This is a genomic window from Nonomuraea sp. NPDC005692, assembly GCF_040631115.1.
In the GTDB taxonomy this organism is placed as follows: Bacteria; Actinomycetota; Actinomycetes; order Streptosporangiales; family Streptosporangiaceae; genus Nonomuraea.
Genome location: NZ_JBEXYU010000007.1, coordinates 349,099 through 372,842, shown reverse-complemented (window position 1 = coordinate 372,842; position 23,744 = coordinate 349,099). Strand labels below are relative to the sequence as shown.

Below are 23,744 nucleotides of genomic sequence, written 5' to 3'. Positions count from 1 at the left end.
GCGGCCGGCATGATTCGCAGCTGACGCCGGCCGGCCTCGACGGGGGAGCGGTTGGAGCACGACGAGGGCGTGGAGGGTGCCGCGAACCCTCGCCCGCTCCGGCCTCCGAGAAGGCGAGTGCAAAGCGGCCAACGGCATGGCCGGGGGCCGAAGCGGTCAGTGGCGCCGGCGGAGTTCTTCGTTGATGCGCAGCGCCTCGGCGAGCTGGTCCTCCAAGATGATGATGCGGCAGGCCGCTTCCAGCTGGGTGCCGGCGTCGACGAGTTCGCGGGCGCGAGCGGCCAGGCGCAGCTGGTAGCGGGAGAAGCGGCGGTGCCCACCCTCACTGCGTAGCGGCTCGATCAGCTTGGCTGCGCCGAGGCTGCGCAGGAACGCGGGGGTGACGCCGAGGAGCTCGGCGGCCCGGCCCATGCTGTAGGCGGGATAGTCCTCGTCATCGAGCCGTTGCCCGAGACTGCCGGCCGCTTCGATCTCCTGGACCGGGTGATCGGCTGGGTGGTCGCCGGTGGGGCGGGGCCGCTCCCGGTCGGAGGCGGTGACCGTTGCCTGAGGTGTTTGATCCATTCAACCTTCCCGAATGCGAACAGGGGCCCCGGCGCCATGATGCGCCGGGGCCCAGAGGTTTAACACCATCGACCGGCCCTGCCTGCATGCTGCAGGGGCGGTTCACTTGTGCCGCACCAGCCGCCCGATGCGGGGGTGCGGGGATCGCGTAAGCGTGACCGTAGACCACCGTCCTGTTCGTGGAGCTGCGGTACCCGTGCGGCGACATGCGGCCGGCGACGGGCGATCCTGATGGCGTTCAACACTCCCTTCCGGTTATCCGTACCTCGGCGCTCCGATCGCCGGCGCCGACTTCCTGTAAGCGGCAGCGCGTCCACCGCCCCGGCCCCTCTTGCTCAACCATGCCGGCCGCGGCAGTCCGACCTTCTGCCCTACCTCGTTCTGTGCTGCTGTCCACGTTCGTCCGGCAGCCCCATCGTGGTGCTCGTGCTGCCCTCGTGGATCCATCCCTTGCGATGTCAGAAACTCTAGCTTCACATAGCGCGAATGTCTACAGCGGCGACTACAGATTCTCTTTCGCGCTTGCGGGAGACCGCCGCCATGCCACGTGATCGGCATGAGCTGGGGGCGATGGGTGACGCGTGGTTCTTGCCACTGATCAAAGACCGCACACGATCCACGCCTTGAGAGCGTCGGCGTGGGCCTGGTCTGGTGGCGTGTGCGCGTAAAAACGCCCCAAAGGTTGCCTGCAATGTCCGCTTATACGTTGCTTTGTGACTCTTGGGGGCACGAGTGCCCGCATGGAAAGGAATGCTGCGGGTCTTCGCCGCAGCGGCAACCGCGGCCTCTGTGGTGGCCGGGCCGGCCGTGCCCGGCTCCGGCGTTACGTCCGCGCCCGGGACGAGAATCGTCGCCACCGGCTTGAAGGATCCTTATGAGCTGATCATGGGCCCCGACGGTTACCTGTGGCTCACGGAAAAGAGCGGGCTGACGGTCAAGCGGATCAAACCGGACACCGGCCTGGTGAGTACCGCGCTGGACCTGACCGGCCAGGCCCGCCACACCCCGATGAGCAAGGACGGGGTGCTGGGGCTGGCCCTGCATCCTGACTTCGGTAAGGGGAGGGGCACCGACCACGTGTACCTGTCCTACACCTACAAGGGCCGGGACGGGAACAAGACCAAGCTCACCCGCTACACCTGGGCCGACGGCAAGCTGACCGGCGCCCACGACATCCTCACGGAGCTGCCCTCCAGCATCGACCAGAACACTACCCATGGATCGATCCCGCTGGGTTGCGGTATTTCCAGGTCCGGATCGACCAAGGGCGCAAGGACAGCGAACGGGCGCTGCCGCTGGTGTTGTCCTGGGCTCGCAGTCCCGCTGACCGGCAGGCGGCGATCAGGGCGCTGGAGTACAAGTGCGAGGTGCTGTGGACACTTCTGAACGCGGTCGAGCGGGCCTACCGATGACCTGGCGCCCGTCGTCGAGCCCAGGTGCTCTGCTGCGGCATTGCCCGGTACGGCAGGCGGAACTGCTGATCGTGCCCGAACGGATCGTGGTGCTCAATGCCGAGGCGGCCGCCATCGTAGGGCTGTGCGACGGGCACAACACCGTCGAGGAGATCGCCGCGCGGTTCCCCTCCGAGATCTTCGCCGACGTGACAGAGTTCCTGCGGGACGTGCGTGCCCAGGGATGGATCCGGTGAACGGGCCCTGGGCCATGCTGGCCGAGGTGACCCATGGCTGCCCGTTGCGTTGCCCGTACTGCTCCAACCCCACATCGCTGGTGACGAAGTCGGCGGAGCTGGACACCGCCACCTGGGTCCGGGTCTTCAACGAGGCCGCCGCCCTGGGCGTGGTCCATGTCCACCTGTCCGGCGGGGAGCCTCTGCTGCGCGGCGATCTGGCCGAGATCGCCGCGGCAGCGGCCTCGGCCGGCATCTACCCCCAGCTTGTCACCAGCGGCGTCGGCCTCACCCGGGTGCGGCTGGCCGAACTCCTGCGGGCCGGGGTGCGCAGCGTCCAGTTGTCCACGCAGGCCGCCGACGCGGCCGCCTCGGACCGGATCGCCGGCCGCCCGTCCTTCGCCGACAAGCAGCGGGCGGCGGCGCTGGTCGTCGAGGCCGGACTGCCGCTGGGCCTCAACGTCGTGCTGCACCGGCACAATCTGGACGCCATCGATCAGATCGTGGAGCTCGGCATCACCTGGGGGGCGCAGCGCATCGAGCTGGCCAACATTCAGTTCTACGGCTGGGGCCTGGTCAACCGGCGCGCCCTGATGCCTACGCGAGCCCAGCTCAGCGCGGCCCGGGAGAAGGTCGAGCGATGGCGCCGTCGCAGCGACGTCGAGCTGATCTGGGTGGTACCCGACTACTTCGACGGAACCGCCAAACCGTGCATGGGCGGCTGGGGCACGCTCTCCCTGACCGTGGCACCCGATGGGCGCGTGCTGCCGTGCCCGGCCGCCTACTCGCTTCCGCTGGAGCTGCCCAACGTGCGCACGCACAGCCTGGAGTGGATCTGGCGGGAGTCGGCGGCGTTCAACGCCTACCGCGGCACGTCCTGGATGTCCGAACCGTGCTCCGGCTGCCCTCTCAGGCACCAGGATTTCGGGGGCTGCCGCTGCCAGGCATTCGCCCTGACCGGCGACCCGGGCCGTACCGACCCGGCCTGCTCCCTGTCGCCTGAGCACCACATCGTCCGCGACCTCACCACAGACCAGGACGCGGAGGACGACGGCTTCGTCTACCGCTCCTTCGCCCGCGACGCCCGCTAGCTGTATTGACCACGAGCGTTGGTGGGTTCGCGGGCGCCGGCCCACCGGCGAGCGGGAGACGGGCCCGGCGCCACACCGTCTCGGGCCGGTTCCGCCGCGCACCCGAGGCGGGGACGTCCCCGGCTCTCAGCGCAGTGACTGGGCGGAGCGGAACAGGCCGGTGGGGTCGTAGGCGGCCTTGATCTCGCGCAGGCGCGGGAGGTTGTCGCCGTAGTAGGCCCGGGCCCAGTCCTCCAGGTCGGCGTCCGGGTAGTTGGGGTAGACCCCGCCGGACGACCACGGCGACACCCGTTCCCACGACTCGCGCAACCACGCGTGCGCCTCCCGCCGCCGCTCGTCGCAGGCGCGGAAACCGACCTGGACGGCCTGCTTGAGCAGAAACCGCGGACCGCGGTGGACGAACGCGGTCGCGTCGGAGGCCGGGCGGCCGATGGCGCCCGCCCACGGCACGAACTCCAGGTCCCGGATCTCGCCGCGCACCCGGTCGGCGACCAGCCGGTCCAGCAGGTCCTCGACGGCCGTACGCGGCAGGAGACCATCGAAGAAACCCGACTTGTTCAGGCGCAGGCCGGGCCGCTCGCCGTACGGCAGCGCGGTGACGGGGCCCTGCCCGCCGTCGGCGTAGGAGTGGTGGCAGGCGGCCGCCGCGCCCTCCAGCCGGGTGAGCCGCAGGCGGCCCGGCGGCGCGAGCGCGTCGACGACCTCGACGGCCCGCTCCTCGGCGCCGACCACGACGCCGAAGAGGACGGCCTGCGGCGGCTCGTCCGGCTCGTCCCCGGAGATGACGGCGATCTCCAGGTTGACCTCGTCCGGCGCTTCGGGCGCCCACCGCTGCCAGGCGTAGATGAGGTCGGCGGCCCGCTCGAAGTCGCAGACGGCCTGCACAGCGGTGACCGGCACGATGGGGCGGGTACGCAGCGTCATCCGGGTGACGACGCCGAAGTTGCCGCCACCGGCCCCGCGCAGCGCCCACAGCAGATCGTCGTCCGCCTCGACGCGCGACCCGTCGGCCAGGATCACCCGCGCCGCGAGCAGGTGGTCGGCGCCGAGCCCGTGAAGGCGGCTGAACACGCCGTATCCACCGCCCAGCACCGCTCCGGTGACGCCGACCGCCGGGCACCAGCCGCAGGGCACCATGCGCCCGTGCTCGGCCAGGCGCCGGGCCAGCTCGCCGATCCGCACGCCGGGGCCCACCCGCACGTTCTCCGCGCCGACCTCGATCTCGTTCGCCGCGCTGAGATCGACGAGCAGGCCGGTCGTGGAGGAGTGCTCGGCGAAGCTGTGACCACCGCCGCGCAGGGCGAACGGCATGCCGCGGGCGCGGACGAGCTCAAGGACGCCGACCACGTCCGCCTCGGAGGCGCAGCAGGCCACGGCGGCGGGCAGCTTCTCGGTGAGCGTGCCGAGGAAGGGCTTGCGCCTGGCCTGGTAACCAGGCTCGCCCGGACGGATCATGCGCGGGCCGGTCATCGGCGTGCCGGCTTTCCGGTCTGCAACGCGTACAGCTCGGCGTAGCGTCCCCGCAGCGCCAGCAGTTCCTCGTGGACGCCCTCCTCGGCCACGCGCCCCTGGTGCAGCAGGTAGATGCGGTCGGCGTGGCGGACGCTGGTCAGCCGGTGCGTGATGAGCAGGATGGTCCGTTCTCCGGCGATCGCGCGGAGGGTCTCGTAGACGGCGTACTCCGCCTTGGCGTCCAGCGGTGCGGTCGGCTCGTCCCAGATCAGCAGGGCGCCGTCCCGGAACAACCCGCGGGCCACGGCCAGGCGTTGCCACTGGCCCGCCGACAGCTCGTGGCCGCCCTTGAAGTGTTTGGACAGCAGGGTGTGCCATCCCGCGGGCATGCCCGCGACGACGTCCGCGGCGGCGGCGAGCGAGGCGGCCTCGCGCAGGGCGTGGTCTTCCGGGTCCGGGCGGTCGTGGCGGCCGATACGGACGTTGGTCCGGGCATCGTGCGGCCAGCGGACCGGGTGCTGCGGGACCAGGACGACCCGGTCGGCCAGGGTACGCGGGTCCAGGAGGGCGGTGTCGATCCCGTCCCATCGCATGGTTCCGCTGGTCGGCCGGTAGAGCCCGGCGAGGAGCCTGGCCAGTGTGGTCTTGCCCGAACCGTTCTCGCCGACCAGCGCGATCGTCTGCCCGGCGCGGATGGTCAGGTCGATGTCGCGCAGCGCGGGAGTCCGCCTGCCGGGGTAGGCGAAGCCCACGCCGCGCAGGGTGACGCACTCCGGGGAACGCGGGACCGGTACGCCGGACGCCGGTCGTTTCCTGGCGTCGGCGTCGGTGAGGAAGTCCTGGTAGTCGGCCACGTACAGGGACTGTTCGAACAGCTGGTTGGCGGCCTGGGTGAGCTGCCGCAGCGCCGCGGCGGCCACCCTGACGGCGATCACCGCGGTGCCCGCCGCGGCCGGCCCGATCCAGCCGGCGTGCAACATCAGACCGAGTACGGCCAGCACCCCGGCCAGGGCGAGGCCGGCCAGCGCGCGGCCCGCGGTCCTGCCCCGCGCCATGGACACCCCGACCTGGGTCTCCCTCTTCTTCAGCACGTCCGCCACCTGGCGGTACTCGGCCAGCACGTACGGCTCGGCCTGGCAGGCGCGCAGTTCGGCCGCCGGGTCCCGCTCGGTGGACAGCTCGGCGAGCATCTGCACCCGGCGGTTCAGCGTGACCATGCTCCGCATGCCGGCGTACCCGCGCCGCGCGACCGTCAGCACCGCCCAGGCCTCCGGGATCATGCCGGCCACGAGCAGCGGCACCAGCAGGGGGTGCAGGACGGCCAGCCCGGCCACCGCGGCCGTCACTCCGCAGACGGAGCCGAGCAGGTCGATCGTGTTGCCGACCGCGCGGTCGAGGTGGAACAACCCGCGGTCGCGGGCCCGGTGCAGGCCGTCGTAGAAGTCGGCGTCGTCGAAGTCGGCGAGCTGCACGTCCAGGGCGGCGGCGAACAGCCGTTCCTCGGCGGCCCGGCGCAGCGCCGGTTCCAGCCGCGCCCTGGCCAGCTCCACCGCCGCTTCGGCCGCCCCGCGCAGCGCCAGGATCCCGGCGACCAACGCCAGGCCGGGGGCCGCCGCCACGAGCCGGTCGGGCGCCGCGCCTGACGCGAGCAACTCGTCCAGCACAGCCACGCTCGTCAGCAACCCGCCGGCCGTCGCGGCGCCCGCGGCGAGCTGAAGGACGAGGACGGCGATCGCGGACCGGCGCCCGCACCGCCAGATGAGCCGCAGCACCGGCACGGTGACCGCCAGCAGTTGCCGCGGCGTGCGGCGGGATCCGTCCGGCTGGTCGAGGTGCCAGTAGGGAGTGACGAGCTCCTCGTCCACCTTCTCGTCCATGGGGCTCATGCCAGGTCCGGCAGCAGCACGGACGGCAGCGCGCACTCGGGGTGCATGCGGAGCAACTGGTAGGACACTCCGCCCAGACCGGGCAGCAGGCCCGGCGCGAAGGCGTCTCTGGCCAGGCCGCTGACCGGGCCGTTGGTCTCCAGGCTGCCCAGGATGACGGCGTCCAGCCGGTCCCGCTCGACCGGTGCGACGCCGGCGGCCCGGGCCTGCTCGATCGTCTCCCAGCAGCCGAGATCGCCGTGGCAGAGCGTGTGGTTCCAGCCGATCCCGTCGGCCCAGCAGGAGGCGGCGGCGCGCGCCAGCCTGTCGCGCCACCGGGTGCCGCCCTCGCGGGCCAGCCGGTCGGCGGCGACGAGCCCGATCCCGCCCGCGCCGTGGCACCACGCCTTGGCGGCGAAGCCGTCGTTGCGAAGGTCCAGCCAGCCGCGCTGCTCGGCGTCGTAGAGGGTGTCCTCGTAGGCGAAGGCGGCCCCGGCCAGCTCTCTCATGCCCTCATGGTCACCGGGGGAATCGGCGAGGCGCGCCAGGGCCCAGCCGATGCCGCTCGCGCCGTGCGCCAGCCCTCCGAGCCCTTGCGGGAAGCGGAGGCTCGGCCAGCACACCCCGCCGGAGCGGCGCTCCGCCAGCCCCGCGAGGCGCTCCCCGATCGTACGGGACAGCCGGGCCCAGCCTGCTTCGCCGGTCTCCCGGCTCAGCAGGAGGAGCGGAACGATCGCCCCCGCCATCCCTGACAGCAGGTCGTAGCTGTCGTCGGCCTCGATCGAGTCCGGCAGCAGTCCCGCCAGAACGCGGGCGCGCTGAAGCGCTTCCTCCCCGACGACACCCAGGGAGCGCAGCAGCAGCCAGCTCCACACCTGCGAGGCGATCCCGAGGTAGGCACCGGGCGGATCCGGCCGCAGGCGTACCCCTTCCTGCCGCCTGGCGGCGTCGCGGTCCTCCATGGCGCGGATCGTGCGCAGGACCGCTTCCAGGAGCCCGTCCAGTTCCGCGATCGGCTCGGCCCTGCCGTCCGCGGCTTCCCTGATGTAGGCGCTCAGCAGGATCGCCAGGCCGTGGGCTCCGCCGTACAGGTCGAGCGACAGCGGCTGCACGGCCCAGCCGGTGAGGTCGAGCACGGGCGTGATCCACGTGACCGTGCCGTCCGCACCGCGCACGGCGCTCTCCAGGACCTCGCGGAGGATGCCGGCGGCCGCCGCGCGCCGCCTGGGCTCCAGCCGTTCGGTACGGACGAGGCCGGGCGGGAGCCGTTCGAGGTCCGGCATCCAGCCCTCGTTGAGGTACGCGCTGACCAGAGCCGCCTGAGCCACCGCGCGGTCCAGGCCGTGGTCGCGCTCCCGCCAGCGGGCCACCGCACCGGCGACCAGATCGCTCTCCGGGCCGCACCTGGTGTCGGCGGGGCCGCGGAGCATGCCGACGCGCGGCGTGGTGTCGAACATCGGGATGTCACCGTGGCACAGCTCGTCCACCTCCGCGGCGATGATCGCGGCGTCGCCCGGGGCCCCGGGGACGTTCTCCGACATTTTCGCCAGCAGCCGGGCGGCCTTCGCGCGGGCGTCCGCCTCGTCGTGGAGCGCGGCCGGATGCCACAGCATGCGCGCCAGCTCGGCGTACGACTCGGTGGAGCGCAGCACCGCGCGGACGGGACAGTCGGCGAACGGCGCCAGCAGCGGCTCCAGCTTGCCCGACCGGTCCAGCTCGGTCAGGCGGTCGTCGAGCTCGTCGAGGCCGGCGATGATCAGGTCCCAGTACCGGCCGAGCACCGGCTCGGGGCTGGGATGGTTGGCCGCCGGCGGCAGCGTCACCCGCTCGGTGCCCATCCTGGGGCTGTCGGTGCCCGCGCCGAGCACCACCGGCAGCTCGATCTGCGGCTGCTGGCCGGGCAGCGCGCCCGCCGCCGACATGTCCACGCCGCGCCAGCCCAGGGCCACCCCTCGTCCCGGGAGCAGCCCGATGCCCAGCACCGAGCTGTTCACCAGCTCCACCGCCGTGTCGAAGGCCCGGCCGTACCCCGAGGGACGGGCCTTCGCGTGCGGGGCGAACAGGCTCTCGCAGTCCACGACCACGGGGTGCGGCCCGGCGGCGATGAGGTTCTCGGCGTGCAGGTCGTTGCCACCGAGCAGGCGCATGAGGGCCAGCCAATGGCCCAGTCCCCGGTAGAACGCGCGCAGTTCGCCGTCGCCGGCGCAGTGGCGGTGCTCGATGTGCTCGGCCCAGCCGTACCCCTGCCTGGTCACGACGGCGGGCACCCGCATGGTCGGGACGCCGAGGTACGTGAGCAGGTCGGCGAGCGCCGCGTCCACCGCCAGCGAACGCGGCTTGTAGACCACCCGTCCGCCGCCGCCGTGCAGCACGACGACCGTCTGCCCGCCCCGGTGGCTGTCGCCGGCGCCGAACTCGACGCGGTCGAGCTCGCCCGACGGCGCTCCCGGAAGCGAGACCAGCCTCGCGCGGTCCGCGGCGAAGCGTTCGGCCAGGCGGAACGCGGCGGCGCACCGATTGCGGATGATCGTCGTGAGCCTCGGCATCATGCCGGGGTAGAGCACCGCCAGATCGTTCCAGAATGCCGGTTGCGCCGCACTTCGCCGCCACTCCCGCCAGCGGGCGGCGGGGTCGGCGGCGGTCAGGCGCCCGGACAGGCGGGCGGCGTTCACCTCCAGCACCAGTACCCTGGTGATCTTGCGGCGGACCTCCTCCTCGACGGACAGCGCAGCGCCTGACAGGACGGCGCTGCGCTCGGCCGGCGCAAGACCGGTAAGTGCGCGCAGCCGGGCCCCGAGGTCGGTCAGTGCGGGGCCGATCAGCGGGTCCAGCGGAGGGTCGAACTCACCGGCCATGCGCTCCGCCCCTGCTCAGCAGCACTGATAGGTTCTGGAACCCGAGCAGGCGGTCCCGCATCTGCCGGAGCCGCCCGGCCCTGTCATGGTGATCTCCGACTCGACGTACATGCCGGGCATCAGCGGGCCTGCCGGGCTGTCCGGGTCGTCGCCCGCCCTCCAGGCGGCGATGATCTCCTCGGCCCTCTCGAGGGTGACGGTCATGTGTTCGCTCCCTTCTCGAATCTGGCCCCATGATTCGGGGTCGACGCAACGCCTCATAGGCCTCATAACTGCGCACTTGACGACAGATAGGGGATATGAGATAGACAGGCGTGATCACCGTTTCTGCGGTAGATGATGACCAGATGCTCATCGACGGGCTGGTCGCCTGGCTGGCGGTCGTTCCCGACGTACGGCTGACCGGATGGGCCGCCTCCGTCGCCGAGCTGCTCAGGACCGAGCCGTCCCCGGCCGACGTGGTGCTGCTCGAGGCGCGGCTCGCCGACGGCTCCGACCCGGTCGAGAACGTATGCGCGCTGGTCCTACGGCGGCGGCGGGTGCTCGTGGTCAGCGCGATGCCCGGTGGCAACCTGGCCAGGCGGATGATCGAGGCGGGAGCCGGCGGATACCTCACCAAGAACCACAGGCTGGAGACCCTGCTGTCCAAGGTCAGGGAGCTGGCCGAGGAGAAGATGGCCTGCCCGCCGGGCCCTGCGGACCACATGGCCGGGCGGGATTGCGTCCGTCCTGTCCTGTCCCCTCAGGAGCATGCGGTGCTGCTCGCCTACGCCTCCGGAATGACGCTCGCCGCGGCGGCGCGCAGCGCCGGAGTGCGGCCGGGAACCGCCAAGAACTACCTGGAACGTGTCAAGGAGAAGTACCGGAAGGCTGGGCGCCCGGCGTACACGAAGCTGGAGCTCGCGGTCCGGCTGAGAGAGGACGGCCTGGCCACCTGACCCTGCGGGTGCCGATTGATCATCCGGCCAGGTCAAGCTGCATGCCGATACTCCTTCAGTATGCCCCCGAGACATTCGAAGGCAATCACGGAGCGGTGGATCTGGAACCAGCATCACCTTCTGCACGCGCTCCGCGAGTTCGAAGCCTTCTCCGACGAACACCGGCCGCATCGGGTTCTGTGCCAGGCAGCTCCGCTCCGACCGCTACCCATTCCCAACACTGAGCACCCCAGATCACGGCGCTCAACATCCACCGACATTTCGCGGCATCCGGATACCGCTCCTGACGATGCTTATTCCGGCATCGGCCAGTACCGCGGTGAACGTGGCGTCCCGGATGGGCGGTGACGCCGAGGATGCGGATACGGCGGGTGGCGTGCTCGATGACCGCCAGAACGTACAGGCGGGCGCCGGTGAGGGTTGCGGACTTCGAAGAAGTCGCACGCCAGTAGGGCGGCTGGCTGGTTGCGTAGGAACGTGGCCCAGGTTGTGGCGGTCCGTTCGGGAGCCGGGGTCGATGCCGTGTGCTTCGAGGATTTCCCAGAGCGTGGAGGCGGCGACCTTGATACCTAGCGTGGCCAGTTCACCGTGAACGCGCCGGTAGCCCCAGGAGGCGTTCTCCCGTGCGGCCGGACCAGCAACGCAAGGTGCTGGAGTCTCTCCGTCGGCAGGCGGTGAAGCAACACAGCGAGGAGGAACCGATCAGTCGGCGTGAACGCGGGCTTGGTCACCGGGCCCTCCGAGCGCGGCCCGCGGATCGGTTTCTCCCCGATCAACACCCGCTTCGCCGCCTGTCGTGACGCGCTCGGCCTGGATCGGGCGCTGGACCTCCCGGTCGCCGAGTTCCTGCTGCAATCGAGGGTGATCGAGCTTGGTTCCGATGGAGAGATGAGCCGTTCGCTACGGAGCGGCCAGCGTTGCTGACCCGCCCGGAAGCACTACCGACTCTGTCAAGAAGGCCGAATCAAACTTCCCGACGAGGTGAATTGTTGGCCTATTCCCAGCCCGCGTCCACGATTACCAGTCTGCCGGCCAATGGCGGCCGATCGCCGGCGCCGTATGGTTGTAGTTATTTGGTCACCTATCCATGGGCGATGTCCCGACCCAGTACCACTGCTTCGGCGGGGCATAGTTTGACATCAATTCTCCATGCGACCGGGCCGTGACCCACTCCTGCCATTGGCATCGGATCTGAACGTTGATAGTCGCCTGCGCCGGTTCCTCTCGAGGGGGTGTGGCCGGGCGCGTCGTGGTGATCTCGTCTGACACCGCTGGTGGGACCAGGTGGCGGAGGCTTGAACACTGTCCGCATGTGGCCACGGCTGGAGGATGATTTCCCGCCCGCAATCAAGTTTCATAGAGGCGAACAGCGCGTCGCCGCCTCGATCATCGACTGGAGGGGATCAAATGGCCGTTTCTGCTGTCGCAAATTCGGGCCATCACCGACGACTCCATGATGTCCAGGCGCAGCCGTGGTTCGGCAGCTCATCACGGGTTTTCCTGACGGGCGCATCTGCCGGAATTCGAGGCTGAGGAATATGTCTCCGAATGGCAACTGTGTCTCTGTTGACCCTTGAGTGTCGACCGGCTCAATGTGCTGACCACTGGCAGGGTCGCACCGTCCGGTGTGTGTGGCAGGGCCCTGCCCCGAATTCCCCCTATCCAGGAGGTACCCATGGCTCCCTACCCGTCGCGAGCCCGGCTGATCGTCAAGCAGTCGGGCAAGGTGCTGGCCATCGAGAACGCCAGCCTCAAGGACGGCGCCAGCCTGAACCAGTACGACACCGGCACCCAGGACAACGAGAAGTTCGAGCTGCGCGACGCCGGCGACGGCTACGTCCGCATCGTGGTCAAGCATTCGGGCAAGGTGCTGGCCATCGAGAACGCCAGCCTCGATCAGGGTGCCAGCCTGAACCAGTACGACACCGGCACCCAGGACAACGAGAAGTTCGAGCTGCGCGACGCCGGCGACGGCTACGTCCGCATCGTGGTCAAGCATTCGGGCAAGGTGCTGGCCATCGAGAACGCCAGCCTCCATCAGGGTGCCAGCGTGAACCAGTACGACACGGGCACCCAGGACAACGAGAAGTTCCGGCTGGAGCCCATCAGCGACGCTAACTGGTAGCTCACAAGGTTGAGCACGTCCGTGCCGTCCGCACGCCGGACGGCCGGGCGTACCTGACATCGCGGCTCACCATCTCCGCACTGCCACCCGGCAGGCAGCCGAAGGAGGCGCTGGCAGGCCTTGAACCAGTGATCCGGCGTGTCAGGCGCGCACGCTCTCTGGCCGGCGACGGCACGAGCGAGCAGCTCTCCTGCTCCCGTACGTGTCCCTGCCGTGATCCCGTCCCGCTGCCCCTGCCGTCACTGCAGCAGGTGGTGGTGGTTACGTGTTCAGCCCTCGGTCTAGCCCTCCGTGGCGTTCAGCAAGCGGCGCGTGAGGTCGCTGAGACGCGCGGCGGTCTCCTCGGAGAAGCGCCGGTTCGGCACCCGGCATCTCGTTCTCGAGCAGCTGCAGGCTCGTGCGGACGTCAAGGCTCGGCAGGCGGTGGGGTGCGGCATCAACCGCCTTCAAGACACTGTGCCATGGCCGTCAGATACGACAAGCCCGCGGTCCGCCACGAGGTGACCGTCCTCGTGACGGCCATCAACGCGCCGCCATCCTTGGCTGCAGGGCGGCCCGTGCGATTCCTGCCGGTGAGGCGGGCATCAACTTCCGGGATTTCCTTTTCGAGGATCATGCACGTCACTGGACGCTTCGGTGTGCCCCGTTCGCAGAGGGAGCTCCAGGACGTCCTCCCTGCCGAAGACCTGCCCGGTGGGAACGAACCCGGCAGAGGTGTAGAGCGCCCTGGCCGCGATGTTGTCGCCACGCACCCCCAACCGCAGCACCGGTACGTCGAACGCGTCCCGCACGTGGGCGATGACCTGTTGGAGGGCCGCTCGGCCCAGCCCCTTCCCCTGGTGATCCTTGTCGATCATCAAGCGGTAGAGCCAGATCTGGCCGTCATCGGGATCGGGGCCGTACATCGCGAAGCCCACGGCGCGCTCATCGTGCATCACCGCACGGGTCACGAAGCCCGGCAAGAACCGGCTCTCCGCAATCGAGTACAGGTTCGACGCGATGAGATCAGCCTGGTCGTCAGCCACCCTCAGCTCGGCCACCGCTTCCCAGGTCTCCTGGCACAGGTCGTCAAGGCGCACACGAATCGACATGGGCCCTCTCTATCGGATCATTGCGCAGACCGTCATGCGAATATCACCGCGATCAGGCACAGGACCACTGCGCGAATCGCCGCACGTCCCGCACGGAGGTCGGACAGACGACCGCCCCATTGCCGTACCAGCAGGCCGACAGTGCTGGGGAGGGCCGGCAGCGCAGAGGCGTCCCGAACAGCGCCACAGACGGCTCGCCGGAGCCTTCCGCCGTTCGGCAAGAAGTCGCCCAGCATTCGCTTCCTCCCCATGCAAGCCGTCACGCTCCTCTGCGAGCGTGACGAAGGGCCGCAGGTTCACCTGCTCCGCCCCACTTCGTGCGCAAGCTCATGGGCCACCCGAGAACGACGCACCAGGTATTCCAGATGAAAGGTATGACCCATGTGCCGCACCCATGCACACTCCCACAGCGCACCGGAAGGAACGGCTGCGTTCGCCGACTTGTCCGTCTCAGAGACCGAGCTGTCGCCCGCCGACCTCGGTCGGCGCCGCTTTCTGCTGAACAGTGGGCTGCTCGGCATCAGCAGTCTCGGCGTCACCGCTCTGGGCGGGCTGACCGCGCGTCCCGCCGCCGCAACCAGCAGAGGCTCCCGCGCGCTCCACTGGCTGGCCGGCGACCATCACGTTCATACGCAGTACAGCTACGACGGCATGTACACCATTGAGCAGCAGGCTGCGGGCGCTCTCAAGCACGGCCTGGACTGGCTGGTCATCACCGACCACGGGCACGCCGCGCACGAGAAGTTCGCGGTCGAGTCCACGTATGCCGACATCGTCACCTCCCGGGGCAAGCACCCTGAGCTGCTGTTGTGGCAGGGGCTCGAGTGGAACGTTCCCGGAGGCGAGCACGCCACGGTGTTCTTCGACGGTGCTCGCGATGAGATCCAACTGCTGCGCGCGTTCGAGCGGCTCTTCGACTCCAGGATCAACGGCACCGGCGCCGGCAGCCCGGCGAACGAGGCCAAGGCGCTGGAGGCGCTCGCTTGGCTCGAGACCGCGCTGCGCACGGGTTCGGCGAGTTCCGCGCTGTTCCTGATCAACCACGTGATGCGGCGCGGCAGGTACTCCCCGCGTGACCTGCGCACCTATCGCGACAAGGCGCCGAACATCGCAGTCGGCATGGAGGGCGCGCCTGGCGCCCAGAACGAGCCCAGGGCCCGCGGCGACTTCAACAACACCGCCGACGCCGACTCCTGGCCCGGCTGGCGGCCGGAACACTACCCGACGTACGGCGGCTTCGACTCCATGACCGGAATCCTGGGCGGCATGTGGGACTCGATGCTCGCCGAGGGCAAGGGCTGGTGGATCACTGCCAACTCCGACGGCCACTTCTACAACGGTGACACGATCGTCGAGCCCTCCCGACCTGCTGACTGGTACGACCAGCACGGTAGGTACCCTGATCCCATCGACGGCGGCGTCCCGCTGCGGCACGCCGACTTCTGGCCAGGTCAGTTCAGCCGCACGGTTGTAGGGGCGACCTCACGCAGCTATGGCGCGGTCATGGAGGCGATCAAGGCCGGGCGATCCTGGGTGTCGATGGGCGGCCTCGTCGACGGGCTGCACGTCGACGCGCACGCCCCCGGCAATGCCCCGGCCACGTTCGGCGGACGGCTGTCGGTGCGGCGCGGCGACGACGTCACCGTCACCATTTCCGTCGATCTCGCCGGCCGTCCTAACGCCAATGAAGAGATCCCCCGGCTCGCCCGCCTGGATCTGATCCGCGGTGCGATCACCGGGCCGGCCGCCGACCCCGACGTCTTCACTGCCCCGGACGTGAGTGTGGTCGAGTCGTTCCTGCCGAAGGGCAAGGGCCGGGTCGCCCAGTTCCACTACAGGTTCCGCGACGTGCGCGAGCCGTTCTACTTCCGGCTGCGTGGCACCGACGGCAGGCGCAGCGCTCCCGGCGGGATGGAGCCGGCGGCGGACACAGGCCGCAATGAGAACCCCTGGCACGACCTCTGGTGCTACACCAATCCCACCTTCGTGGAACTGACATAGAACGATTCGACGACACCCGCTCCCACTGCGGTACACGGTCTCGCAGTGGGAGCGGGGATTCGCCGTGCGACCAGAGCGGCAACTGGGACCATCGCCGGGTGCAGCTCTCGCTTGTCCACCGGTCGGTAAGAGGTCTGCTGACGGTGCTCATGCGCTCTGGTCCGTCCAAGGACGTTGAGCTACTGGTGCTCCGGCACCAGCTCCGATGGCCGACCGCAGTGGCACCGTGGCGTTCTCCACCCCTGACCGGTCCAGCGGCACACCCGTGCTCGGCGTGCTGACCGTCGAGGAGAACGCGACCGCCTGTCTCGCGCGCCCGGAACACGCCCGCACCGGCGTCGCACCCGGTCCACCCACGACAGCCGCCGCTGTCCGAGAGACACATGCCAGGTCAGAGCAGGTGACGCAGTTCTCGGCGCCCACAGGCGGCGTACCCCGTGCCGGAGCGCCCGCGTCCGGAAGGGCCCGCTAACATCGGGGTCCCCCGGTCCCGCCTCGCGGATGCCCCACTGCGACGGACGCCCGGCCGACCTGCCACGGAGCCCGCGTGCCCACGATCGACCCCCGACGTCTCCTCATCCTCCGTGCCTTCGTGCTGTCCGACTCTGTCACCGCGACCGCGGCGGCGCTGCACCTGACGCCGTCCGCGGTGTCGCAGCAGCTCGCGGCGCTCGAGCGCGAGGTCGGTCACGCGCTCGTCATACGCTCGGGGCGCAAGCTGGTGCTCACGCCGGCCGGGCGCATCCTCGCCGGGCACGCCGAGGAGATCAGCTCACGGCTGAAGATCGCCGAGGCTGACCTGGCCGCGCACGCAGGCGGCGTCCTCGGGCAGCTCAGGATCGGCGCCTTCCCCACGGCGATCAGCTGGTTGGTGGCACCCGCCATCGTCGAGCTGCGCCGTCAGGCCCCGGGTGTCGACGTCACCGTCGTCGACGCGGAGGCGCACATGAGCCACCGGATGCTGATGCGGGGCGACATCGACGTGACCGTCAGCATGGAGTACGAGTCCGACCCCGAGCGCGATTCCCCCGACATCGTGAAGTTCCCGCTCTATATCGAGCGGTTCAAGGTCGTCCTCCCACAGGCGCACCCGCTGTCCGGCGAGGAGGGCATCGGGCTCACCCAGCTCACCGAGGAGGGCTGGATCATGCCCTCGCCCGGTAATCCGTGCCGCACGATGGTGCTGCAGGCGTGCGCGGAGCTCGGCTTCCACCCGCCGATCACCCACGTCTCGGACGACTACCGCGCCGCGCTGGCGCTGGTCGCCGCCGAGGCGGGGATCTGCCTGGTGCCGGAGTCCGCGCTCTCCGCCCGCGACGCCGAGTGGGTGACGATCCTGCCGACGCGCGGCATCGCGCCGCTGCGCAAGGTGATCATGACGACGCGGCGCGACAACCAGGGCCACCCCGTCGTACGCGCGGGGCTGGAGGCGATGCGGGCCGCTGTCGCCGAGCCGGACTCGGAGGTCTACGGCCCGCTCGCGCGGTCCGACACCTTCAGCGTCGAGTGACGGCTCCCGCCGGTGGCGCGTTCTCACGGAGGAAGGCGTCGACGTGCCGGTGGTACTCCTCCGGCTTGTCGCGGCGCACGCAGTGGTGTGCGCCCTCGATCACGACGACGTCGAAGCCGGGCGCGACGGCCGTGAGGCGCTCACGGGAGTGTTTGTCGACGATGACGTCGCCGGTGCCGGTGACGAGCAGCGCCGGTACGCCGGCCGGGCCGACCGTGATCTGCCGTGCGGTCGGCGTCCAGATCCGGCGCTTCTCGTGGACCCGCTGCTGCATGTAGTCGATGTCGACGGCCTTCATCGCCTCGGCGAGCGGGCGCAGCTCCTGCTCCGCCCAGTGGGGCTTGAGCTCGCGCTGCATGTCCATGAGTTCCTCGACCGACGCCGTGTCGGCGTAGTCGAAGGGGTCCTTGGTGGTCTGCTCGACGCTGAGCCACGGGTTGGGACCGGCCTCCGGAACCCACCACGGCGGGTCCTCCAGCACCACGCCGGCCACGAGGTGCGGGGCGTCGGCGGCGACGAAGGCGGCGATCCGCGCGCCCATGGAGTGTCCGACGACGAGCGTCCTGCGCCCGGTCTCGTCGAGCATGTCCTTGAGGATGTCGATCGCGTCGTGCACCATCACGTCGGTGGACGGAACGCCCTCGTGCTCGGGCAGGCGGCCGGGCGACTTCCCGTGGCCCCGCGCGTCCGGCGCCACGATGTGGTAGTCGCCGCCCCAGCGGTCGACGGCGTCACCGTAGCAGGCGCCGGACTCCACGGCGCCGTGGAGGATGAGAATGGCAGGCGCGTCTGCTGCGTCCCGCCCATATTCTCGGACGAACAGGTCTGTTCCCACGTGTCCTCATTCACTGCTCTGTCGCGCCGGCCCCCGGCCGGCTCACGACGGGGTTGTCGTTCGGTGGATCATGGTCATGATCGTGGCACGCCTCTTCGGCGTCGCGCAACGCTCCCGCAGGTCAGGTCAGCAGCTCCGCCTCCGGTGTCGCCTCGACCAGCGCGCGCGTGCAGGGATGCCGCGGGGAGCGGAAGATCTCGTCGGACGAGCCGGTCTCGACGATACGGCCGCGCTGCATGACGGCGACGCGGTCGCTGTAGAGCCGGATCACCGCCAGGTCGTGGCTGACGTGGAGGAACGAGATCCCCTGGTCGCGCTGCAGGTCGGCCAGCAGGTTGAGGATCTGGGCACGCACCGACACGTCGAGCGCGGAGGTCGGCTCGTCCGCGATGATCAGATCCGGCTTGAGGGCGAGCGCGCGTGCCACGGCGACGCGCTGGAGCTGCCCGCCGGACGCCTCGTGCGGGTAGCGCCCCAGGTAGTCGGCGCCGAGGCCGACCGACTCCAGCAGCGCGACCAGTTCGGCGGTCGACGTCGTCTCGCCGTGCGCGCGGAAGACGTTCTCCAGCGTCTGCCGCACGGTCTGCAGCGGGTTCAGCGACGCCAGCGGGTCCTGGAAGACCATGGCGACGTTGCGCCGCAGCCGCCGCAGTCCTCGCCGGCTGAGGCGGGCGATGTCCTGCCCGCCCGTACGGACGGTGCCGGACGTCGGCACCACCAGGCCGTTGGCCATCCGCGCCAGCGTGGACTTGCCCGAGCCGGACTCGCCGACCAGGCCGAGCGCCTCGCCCCGCTCGACATGGAGCGAGACGCCGTCCACGGCGAGGAAGCCCTTGCGGCCTCGGCCGAGGCCACCGGCGGTGCGGTAGCGCTTGCTGACGTCGGTCATCTCCAGGATCGGCTCGCTCACCGGGCGACCTCCTGCGGTTCGGGGAGACGATCGAGGTGGCAGGCCGCGAGGTGCACGCCGCCGCCCTCGCTGGTCGGGCGGACGGTGGGCAGCGGTACCTCCACGACACAGCGTTCGCCGACCTGGTCGGCGAAGCCGCAGCGCGGCGCGAAGGCGCAACCCGGTCCGGCGTCGCGCAGCGACGTGGGCGTGCCGGGGATGGCGCGCAGCCGTGGCCGCTCCCCACCGATGTCGAGCCGGGCATCCAGCCGCGGCGTGGCCGCCCGGAGGCCGGCGGTGTACGGGTGGGCGGGCTGATCGAAGATGTCGCGGAGGCTGCCGTACTCGGCCTGGCGGCCGGCGTACAGCACGAGGACGTCGTCCGCCGCACTCGCCACCACTCCGAAGTCGTGACTGATCAGCAGCATCGCCATGCCGTACTCCTGCTGGAGCCCGCGGAGCAGGGCCAGGATCTGCGCCTGCACCGTCACGTCGAGCGCGGTGGTCGGCTCGTCGGCGATGAGCAGAGCCGGCCGGTTCACGAGGGCCATCGCGATCACCGCGCGTTGCCGCATGCCGCCCGAGAACTCGTGCGGGAAGCGGCGTACGGCCTCCGCGGGCTCGGGGATGCCGACCCGGTCGAGCATCTCGACCGCACGGGCCCGCGCAGCGCGACGGGTGACCGACGGGGCGTGCAGGCGGACCGCCTGGGCGATGTGCGCGCCGATGTCGAGGTACGGGCTGAGCGCGGACATCGAGTCCTGGAACACCATGGCCACGTCGGAGCCGCGGGCCCGGCGCAGCTCACGTTCGTCGGCGGAGAGCATCTCCCGGCCGGCGACGACGATCCGGCCCCGGGCGCTCGCCCCGCGCGGCAGGAGCCGCATGATCGCCCGGCCGGTGATCGTCTTGCCCGATCCCGACTCGCCGACCACGGCGAGCGTGCGGCCGCCGTCCAGCCTCACGGAGAGGTCCCGCACGACATCGGCGGTGACGCCGCCGCCGGTGAACGAGACGCACAGGTCCTCGACCTGGAGTACGGGATCAGGCACGGCGGATCCTCGGGTCGAGAAGCGGCATCAGCAGGTCGGCGATCAGATTGCCGACGATGATGAGGAAAGCGGAGAAGAGCGTCACCCCGACGACGATGCTCAGATCTGACTCGTTCACGCCGGACAACAGCAGGTCGCCGAGCCCGTGCAGGCTGAACACCTTCTCCGCGATCACCGAGCCGCCCAGGAGCGCGGTGACGTCGAGCGCGAACATCGCCACGACCGGCACCATCACGCCGCGGACGGCGTGCCGGTTCACCCGCCGAGCCGACGCGCCACGGGCGGTCATCGCGACGAGGTGGTCGGCCGAGAGTTCGTTGAGCAACTGGGTGCGGGTGACCCGGATGTAGCCGGCGGCGAGGATGAACGACAGCACCATCCACGGGCCGATCAGGTGCCAGGCCCAACCCGCGGGTGACTCCGAGAACGGCACGAAGCCGGAGTACGGCAGCGCGTTGAGCATGAAGCCGAAGACCTGGACGACGAGCAGACCGACGAGGAAGGTCGGGACCGACAACCCGAACATCGCGAAGCCGATCGAGAACCGGTCGACGATCCCGCCCTTGCGTATCGCCGACAACGCGCCGAGGCCGATGCCCACGACGAGGCACAGGACGGCCGCGCCCAACGCGAGCGACAACGTGACGGGCAGCCGCTCGGCGATGAGCGTCGTGACGTCGCTGCGGTTCGGGAACGAGTAGCCGAAGCAGGGCGCCTGGCAGTGCACCTGCTGGGCGCCCTCGCCGTACGTACGGCCGGCGAAGAGGCCCTTCACGAACTCGGCGTACTGCCACACGGGGCTCTGGTCGGTCTGCATGTAGGCGCTGACCTTGGCCCGGGTCTCGGGCGGGCACGGCTTGCCGCACATGGCGCGGGCCGGATCCTTCGAGGCCCCGAAGAAGAGGGCTATCGTCACGAAGGCGATCGCGAGGAGCATGAACATCGCGGTGGCCATGCGGCGGGCAATGTAGACGATCATGCAGCATCCTCCATGCGCACGTCGAGGACGTCGCGCAGCGCGTCACCGGCGAGGGTGGCGCCGAAAACGATCAGGAACACCACGGCGCCCGGGAAGAGCATGTACCAGACGTCCGCACCGCTGTAGATCCACGGCAGCGAGTCCGAGAGCAGTTTGCCGAGGTCGGGAACGTCGCCACGCATGCCGACGCCGAGGAACGACAGTCCCGCGACCACGCTGACGTTGCCGGGTAGTGACATCGCGAACAGGACGACGACCAGGCCGAAGAGGTGCGGCAGCATCTCCCTGCGGATGATCTGCCAGGGGGCGGCCCCGCTCGCGCGCGCCGCCTCGACAAAGGCGCGGGCGTTGAGGGCGCCGGCCTGGGCGCCGATGATCCGGGCCGGAACGGTCCAGCCGAAGAAGGCCAACACCAGCACGAGGACCAGGCCCCGCGGCATCTCCGGCGGCACGATCGCCATGATCGCGATGACGAACATCAGGCCCGGGAAGCCGAACATGAAGTCGATCACCCGCCCCGCGACGGCCTTGAGCCAGCCGCCGAAGTACCCGATCGCCGTACCGAGGACGGCTGCGAAGGCGATCGACAGGATGCTCGCCCCGAAGGCGATGAACAGCGACGAGCGGATGCCGTAGACGATCTGGGCGAACAGGTCGACACCCGTCACCGGGACGACGCCGAGCCAGTGGTCGGCGCTGACGCCACCGAAGGCGCCCAGCGGACGGCCGCCGTCCGGGTCGAGCAGGTCGGTGTGCAGGGTGTTCGGGTCCTGCCCCTCCATCCGCACGAGCAGCGGGGCGCAGAGTCCCGCGACGAGCGGCACGACCAGCATGACCAGGCCGGCGACGCCGGACCGCTTCCGGAGGAAGCGGCCGAGGACCGAGGCGCCCCGGCCCTCCGCCTGCTGGATCTCAGCGATCGACACCGACGACCAACTCGTTCGCGAACGGCGGGTAGGCGGGGATGAAGTAGTTCATGATCTTCGAGCCGGCCAGGGCCTGCGTGCGCTGCACGAGGATCGGCACGACCGGGGCGTCCTCCATGATCTGCCTGTCGATCGCGGCCCACATCTTGGCGGCCTTGTCGAGGTCCGGCTCGGCTATCGCGGCGTCGATCGCGGCGTCCACCTTGGGGTCGGAGAACTTCGAGGCGTTTCCGCCGCCGTTGCCGATCTCGCTCGACGCGAACAGCGGCTGGATGGTGCTCATGCCGCTCGGGAAGTCCGCTCCCCAGCCGTTCGTCGTCATGTCGTAGTCGCCGTCGGCGGACGAGACCAGCTCGGACCAGGTGTTGCTGTCCAGGCCCTTGAGCTCGACCTTGACGCCGACCCGCGCCAGCGAGTTCTTGATGCTCTGGGCTTCTTTCTCCTCGATCGCGCTCACGTCGGTCGGATAGGTCAGCGTGAGCTTCAGGTCGGAGACACCGGCGGCGGCGAGCAGTTCCTTCGCCTTGCCGACGTCGCCGGTGCCACCGCCGTCGTACAGGTTGTACTCGGTGTAGCCGGGGATGCCGGGCGTCATGATGGTCGAGGTGATCTGGCCGCCGAACTTCGGGCCGCCGTACACGCTCTGCACCTCGGCCTTGTTGACCGCGTAGTTGATCGCCTGCCGTACGCGGAGGTCGGACAGGCCCGGGCGCTTGACGTTCATGGCGAGGTAGCGGAAGTAGCCCGACGGGCTGTTGGCCATGCGGTCGGAGATCGACGAGTCGGACTGGATCCGCTGGAACTGCGACGGCGAGATGAGCGCGTTGCTGATCGCGGTCTGGTCCTCGCCCTTGTCGTCGATGAGGCGCTGCACGATCGTGTCGTTGTTCAGGCCCATGTCAAGGACGATCTTGTCCGGGCCGGCGAACCGTACCTGGTCGCTGTCGGCCGTCCAGTTCGGGTTGCGGTCCAGCACCGCCTGCGCCCCCTTGCGGAAGCTCGTCACCTGGTACGGGCCGCTGGCGACCGGGTGCTCGCCGTACGTCTCCGGCTTGGTGTCGGCCGCGGCCGGCACCGGCGCGAAGGCCGGCATGCTGACGATCCACGGCCAGTTGCCGAACGGACGCTTCAGCCGGAAGACGATCTTGTGGTCACCGGAGACCTCGATGGAGTCGAGCTCCTTGCCGTCGTACGGGCCGTCGTAGTCGGTGCCGCCGACCAGCAGCGTCTTGTGGTAGCCAAGGCCCCCCTGGAACATCGGTGCGAACGACCGCTCGATGCCGTACTTCACGTCCTGGGCGGTGATCGGGCTGCCGTCGGAGAACTTCAAGCCCTCCTTCAACGTGAAGGTCCACGTCTTGCCGCCGTCGTCCGTCTTACCGGTGTCGGTGGCGAGGTCCGGCACGAGGACCGTGTCCTTGTCGGGGAGCGTCCGCCACGACGTCAGCCCGCGGTGCACCCACCGCAGTCGGCTGGTCGGCACCATCTGCGCGTTGGCGGTCTCGAAGGACTCGGTCGCGCGCCGCGAGAGGTAGTGCAGGGTCCCGCCCTGGGGCACGGACTCGAGCGGCGCCGCGTTCTTGCCCTTCGTCGGCTCGGTGGACTGCGAGGTGGACTGCGAGTTCGCGTTGCAGCCCGCCGTCACGAGGGCCAGGACGAGCGCGAGCCCTGCGGGCACCACTCTCCGGGATCGATTCGCCATAGATCGCGCTTCCTGTGAAGCGGCCCCGATCGGTCGGGTCCGCTGCTGGATCTCAGGAAGGGAGTCTGTTGGCGAGCGAGAGCACGCGTCCATCGAGGAGTTCTGCACCGGATCTTTCAGATTTTCTGAAAGATCGTGGGGATCCGCGCGCGCGGCGTCCATGATAGTCCGGCGACCCCGGTGGCCGGAAGACCGCTGAAGAGACGATTGCGCACTCGGGAGTGAGCACTCCGAATCTCGGC

At 70.0% G+C, this 23,744-nt stretch carries 21 protein-coding genes and 1 pseudogene; 9 read left to right on the top strand and 13 right to left on the bottom strand.

Annotated features, from left to right (window positions below; genetic code table 11):
- Positions 1–156: 156 nt before the first annotated feature.
- Positions 157–411, bottom strand: coding sequence for a MerR family transcriptional regulator (locus tag ABZ459_RS18840; protein WP_357971564.1), 255 nt, complete (start codon positions 409–411; stop codon positions 157–159).
- A 903-nt stretch (positions 412–1,314) separates the two neighbouring features.
- On the opposite strand from ABZ459_RS18840, the pseudogene ABZ459_RS18835 reads away from it, so the two are divergent.
- The 4 genes and pseudogenes from ABZ459_RS18835 to pqqE form a co-directional block, all read left to right on the top strand.
- A pseudogene (locus tag ABZ459_RS18835) lies at positions 1,315–1,755 on the top strand (PQQ-dependent sugar dehydrogenase); the annotation flags it as partial.
- Between the two features lie 44 nt (positions 1,756–1,799).
- Positions 1,800–1,976 (top strand): hypothetical protein, encoded by a 177-nt coding sequence (locus ABZ459_RS18830; RefSeq protein WP_357971525.1) that lies wholly within the window; start codon positions 1,800–1,802, stop codon positions 1,974–1,976.
- Entirely contained in the window at positions 1,973–2,212 is a 240-nt protein-coding gene (gene pqqD / locus ABZ459_RS18825) for a pyrroloquinoline quinone biosynthesis peptide chaperone PqqD (RefSeq protein ID WP_357971524.1), read from the top strand. The genes ABZ459_RS18830 and pqqD overlap by 4 nt, the downstream gene beginning before the upstream one ends.
- The gene (gene pqqE / locus ABZ459_RS18820) at positions 2,209–3,282 is read left to right on the top strand and encodes a pyrroloquinoline quinone biosynthesis protein PqqE (RefSeq protein WP_357971523.1); all 1,074 of its coding nucleotides are present in this window, start codon (positions 2,209–2,211) and stop codon (positions 3,280–3,282) included. The genes pqqD and pqqE overlap by 4 nt, the downstream gene beginning before the upstream one ends.
- A gap of 126 nt (positions 3,283–3,408) precedes the next feature.
- Here pqqE and ABZ459_RS18815 read toward each other — a convergent pair whose 3' ends face one another.
- Genes ABZ459_RS18815 through ABZ459_RS18800 form a run of 4 tightly spaced genes read right to left on the bottom strand, consistent with a single transcriptional unit; the run spans position 3,409 to position 9,658 of the window.
- The gene (locus ABZ459_RS18815; protein WP_357971522.1) at positions 3,409–4,752 is read right to left on the bottom strand and encodes an FAD-binding oxidoreductase; all 1,344 of its coding nucleotides are present in this window, start codon (positions 4,750–4,752) and stop codon (positions 3,409–3,411) included.
- Positions 4,749–6,611, bottom strand: coding sequence for an ATP-binding cassette domain-containing protein (locus ABZ459_RS18810; protein ID WP_357971521.1), 1,863 nt, complete (start codon positions 6,609–6,611; stop codon positions 4,749–4,751). The genes ABZ459_RS18815 and ABZ459_RS18810 overlap by 4 nt, the downstream gene beginning before the upstream one ends.
- A gap of 5 nt (positions 6,612–6,616) precedes the next feature.
- Positions 6,617–9,454 (bottom strand): type 2 lanthipeptide synthetase LanM family protein, encoded by a 2,838-nt coding sequence (locus tag ABZ459_RS18805; RefSeq protein ID WP_357971520.1) that lies wholly within the window; start codon positions 9,452–9,454, stop codon positions 6,617–6,619.
- Positions 9,455–9,469: 15 nt separating this feature from the next.
- Entirely contained in the window at positions 9,470–9,658 is a 189-nt protein-coding gene (locus tag ABZ459_RS18800; protein ID WP_125634764.1) for a DUF6229 family protein, read from the bottom strand.
- A gap of 143 nt (positions 9,659–9,801) precedes the next feature.
- Between ABZ459_RS18800 and ABZ459_RS18795 the strand changes: the two genes are divergently transcribed.
- The 3 genes from ABZ459_RS18795 (at position 9,802) to ABZ459_RS18785 (ending at position 12,517) form a co-directional block, all read left to right on the top strand.
- Positions 9,802–10,392 carry a hypothetical protein gene (locus ABZ459_RS18795; protein WP_357971519.1) on the top strand — a complete coding sequence of 197 codons (591 nt, stop codon included), beginning with the start codon at positions 9,802–9,804 and terminating at the stop codon, positions 10,390–10,392.
- A gap of 711 nt (positions 10,393–11,103) precedes the next feature.
- Positions 11,104–11,316, top strand: coding sequence for a hypothetical protein (locus ABZ459_RS18790; RefSeq protein ID WP_357971518.1), 213 nt, complete (start codon positions 11,104–11,106; stop codon positions 11,314–11,316).
- 751 nt (positions 11,317–12,067) lie between these two features.
- Complete coding sequence (locus ABZ459_RS18785) at positions 12,068–12,517, top strand: RICIN domain-containing protein (RefSeq protein WP_357971517.1); 450 nt, start codon at positions 12,068–12,070, stop codon at positions 12,515–12,517.
- A gap of 436 nt (positions 12,518–12,953) precedes the next feature.
- Here ABZ459_RS18785 and ABZ459_RS18780 read toward each other — a convergent pair whose 3' ends face one another.
- Together ABZ459_RS18780 and ABZ459_RS18775 are read right to left on the bottom strand one after the other, a co-directional pair.
- Positions 12,954–13,133, bottom strand: coding sequence for a hypothetical protein (locus ABZ459_RS18780; protein WP_357971516.1), 180 nt, complete (start codon positions 13,131–13,133; stop codon positions 12,954–12,956).
- Complete coding sequence (locus tag ABZ459_RS18775; RefSeq protein WP_357971515.1) at positions 13,102–13,608, bottom strand: GNAT family N-acetyltransferase; 507 nt, start codon at positions 13,606–13,608, stop codon at positions 13,102–13,104. The genes ABZ459_RS18780 and ABZ459_RS18775 overlap by 32 nt, the downstream gene beginning before the upstream one ends.
- A gap of 381 nt (positions 13,609–13,989) precedes the next feature.
- Here ABZ459_RS18775 and ABZ459_RS18770 point away from each other — a divergent pair, with 381 nt between their 5' ends.
- The gene (locus ABZ459_RS18770) at positions 13,990–15,609 is read left to right on the top strand and encodes a PHP domain-containing protein (RefSeq protein ID WP_357971514.1); all 1,620 of its coding nucleotides are present in this window, start codon (positions 13,990–13,992) and stop codon (positions 15,607–15,609) included.
- Positions 15,610–16,156: 547 nt separating this feature from the next.
- Positions 16,157–17,119: a LysR family transcriptional regulator gene (locus tag ABZ459_RS18765; RefSeq protein WP_357971513.1), complete on the top strand. Its 963-nt coding sequence runs from the start codon at positions 16,157–16,159 to the stop codon at positions 17,117–17,119.
- On the opposite strand, the gene ABZ459_RS18760 is transcribed toward ABZ459_RS18765, so the two are convergent.
- From ABZ459_RS18760 to ABZ459_RS18735, 6 genes are all read right to left on the bottom strand, one after another.
- A complete protein-coding gene (locus tag ABZ459_RS18760; RefSeq protein ID WP_357971512.1) occupies positions 17,106–17,954 on the bottom strand; it encodes an alpha/beta fold hydrolase in 849 nt (282 codons plus the stop codon). The two genes, ABZ459_RS18765 and ABZ459_RS18760, sit on opposite strands and share 14 nt — an antisense overlap.
- A gap of 121 nt (positions 17,955–18,075) precedes the next feature.
- Positions 18,076–18,864 (bottom strand): ATP-binding cassette domain-containing protein, encoded by a 789-nt coding sequence (locus tag ABZ459_RS18755; RefSeq protein WP_357971511.1) that lies wholly within the window; start codon positions 18,862–18,864, stop codon positions 18,076–18,078.
- The gene (locus ABZ459_RS18750) at positions 18,861–19,895 is read right to left on the bottom strand and encodes an ABC transporter ATP-binding protein (protein ID WP_357971510.1); all 1,035 of its coding nucleotides are present in this window, start codon (positions 19,893–19,895) and stop codon (positions 18,861–18,863) included. Before ABZ459_RS18750 ends, ABZ459_RS18755 begins: the two co-directional genes overlap by 4 nt.
- A complete protein-coding gene (locus tag ABZ459_RS18745) occupies positions 19,888–20,874 on the bottom strand; it encodes an ABC transporter permease (RefSeq protein ID WP_357971509.1) in 987 nt (328 codons plus the stop codon). Before ABZ459_RS18745 ends, ABZ459_RS18750 begins: the two co-directional genes overlap by 8 nt.
- The gene (locus tag ABZ459_RS18740) at positions 20,871–21,800 is read right to left on the bottom strand and encodes an ABC transporter permease (protein ID WP_357971508.1); all 930 of its coding nucleotides are present in this window, start codon (positions 21,798–21,800) and stop codon (positions 20,871–20,873) included. Before ABZ459_RS18740 ends, ABZ459_RS18745 begins: the two co-directional genes overlap by 4 nt.
- Entirely contained in the window at positions 21,787–23,502 is a 1,716-nt protein-coding gene (locus tag ABZ459_RS18735) for an ABC transporter substrate-binding protein (protein WP_357971507.1), read from the bottom strand. Before ABZ459_RS18735 ends, ABZ459_RS18740 begins: the two co-directional genes overlap by 14 nt.
- Positions 23,503–23,744: the final 242 nt, after the last annotated feature.

Excerpts from the sequence above, each read along its gene's own strand:
- ABZ459_RS18840 (WP_357971564.1), bottom strand. The coding sequence starts at position 411 with ATGGGCCGGGCCGCCGAGCTCCTCGGCGTCACCCCCGCGTTCCTGCGC.
- ABZ459_RS18795 (WP_357971519.1), top strand. The coding sequence starts at position 9,802 with ATGCTCATCGACGGGCTGGTCGCCTGGCTGGCGGTCGTTCCCGACGTA.
- ABZ459_RS18815 (WP_357971522.1), bottom strand. The coding sequence starts at position 4,752 with ATGACCGGCCCGCGCATGATCCGTCCGGGCGAGCCTGGTTACCAGGCC.
- pqqD (WP_357971524.1), top strand. The coding sequence starts at position 1,973 with ATGACCTGGCGCCCGTCGTCGAGCCCAGGTGCTCTGCTGCGGCATTGC.
- ABZ459_RS18785 (WP_357971517.1), top strand. The coding sequence starts at position 12,068 with ATGGCTCCCTACCCGTCGCGAGCCCGGCTGATCGTCAAGCAGTCGGGC.
- ABZ459_RS18775 (WP_357971515.1), bottom strand. The coding sequence starts at position 13,608 with ATGTCGATTCGTGTGCGCCTTGACGACCTGTGCCAGGAGACCTGGGAA.
- ABZ459_RS18780 (WP_357971516.1), bottom strand. The coding sequence starts at position 13,133 with ATGATCCTCGAAAAGGAAATCCCGGAAGTTGATGCCCGCCTCACCGGC.
- ABZ459_RS18735 (WP_357971507.1), bottom strand. The coding sequence starts at position 23,502 with ATGGCGAATCGATCCCGGAGAGTGGTGCCCGCAGGGCTCGCGCTCGTC.
- ABZ459_RS18800 (WP_125634764.1), bottom strand. The coding sequence starts at position 9,658 with ATGACCGTCACCCTCGAGAGGGCCGAGGAGATCATCGCCGCCTGGAGG.
- ABZ459_RS18770 (WP_357971514.1), top strand. The coding sequence starts at position 13,990 with ATGTGCCGCACCCATGCACACTCCCACAGCGCACCGGAAGGAACGGCT.
- ABZ459_RS18810 (WP_357971521.1), bottom strand. The coding sequence starts at position 6,611 with ATGGACGAGAAGGTGGACGAGGAGCTCGTCACTCCCTACTGGCACCTC.
- ABZ459_RS18805 (WP_357971520.1), bottom strand. The coding sequence starts at position 9,454 with ATGGCCGGTGAGTTCGACCCTCCGCTGGACCCGCTGATCGGCCCCGCA.
- ABZ459_RS18745 (WP_357971509.1), bottom strand. The coding sequence starts at position 20,874 with ATGATCGTCTACATTGCCCGCCGCATGGCCACCGCGATGTTCATGCTC.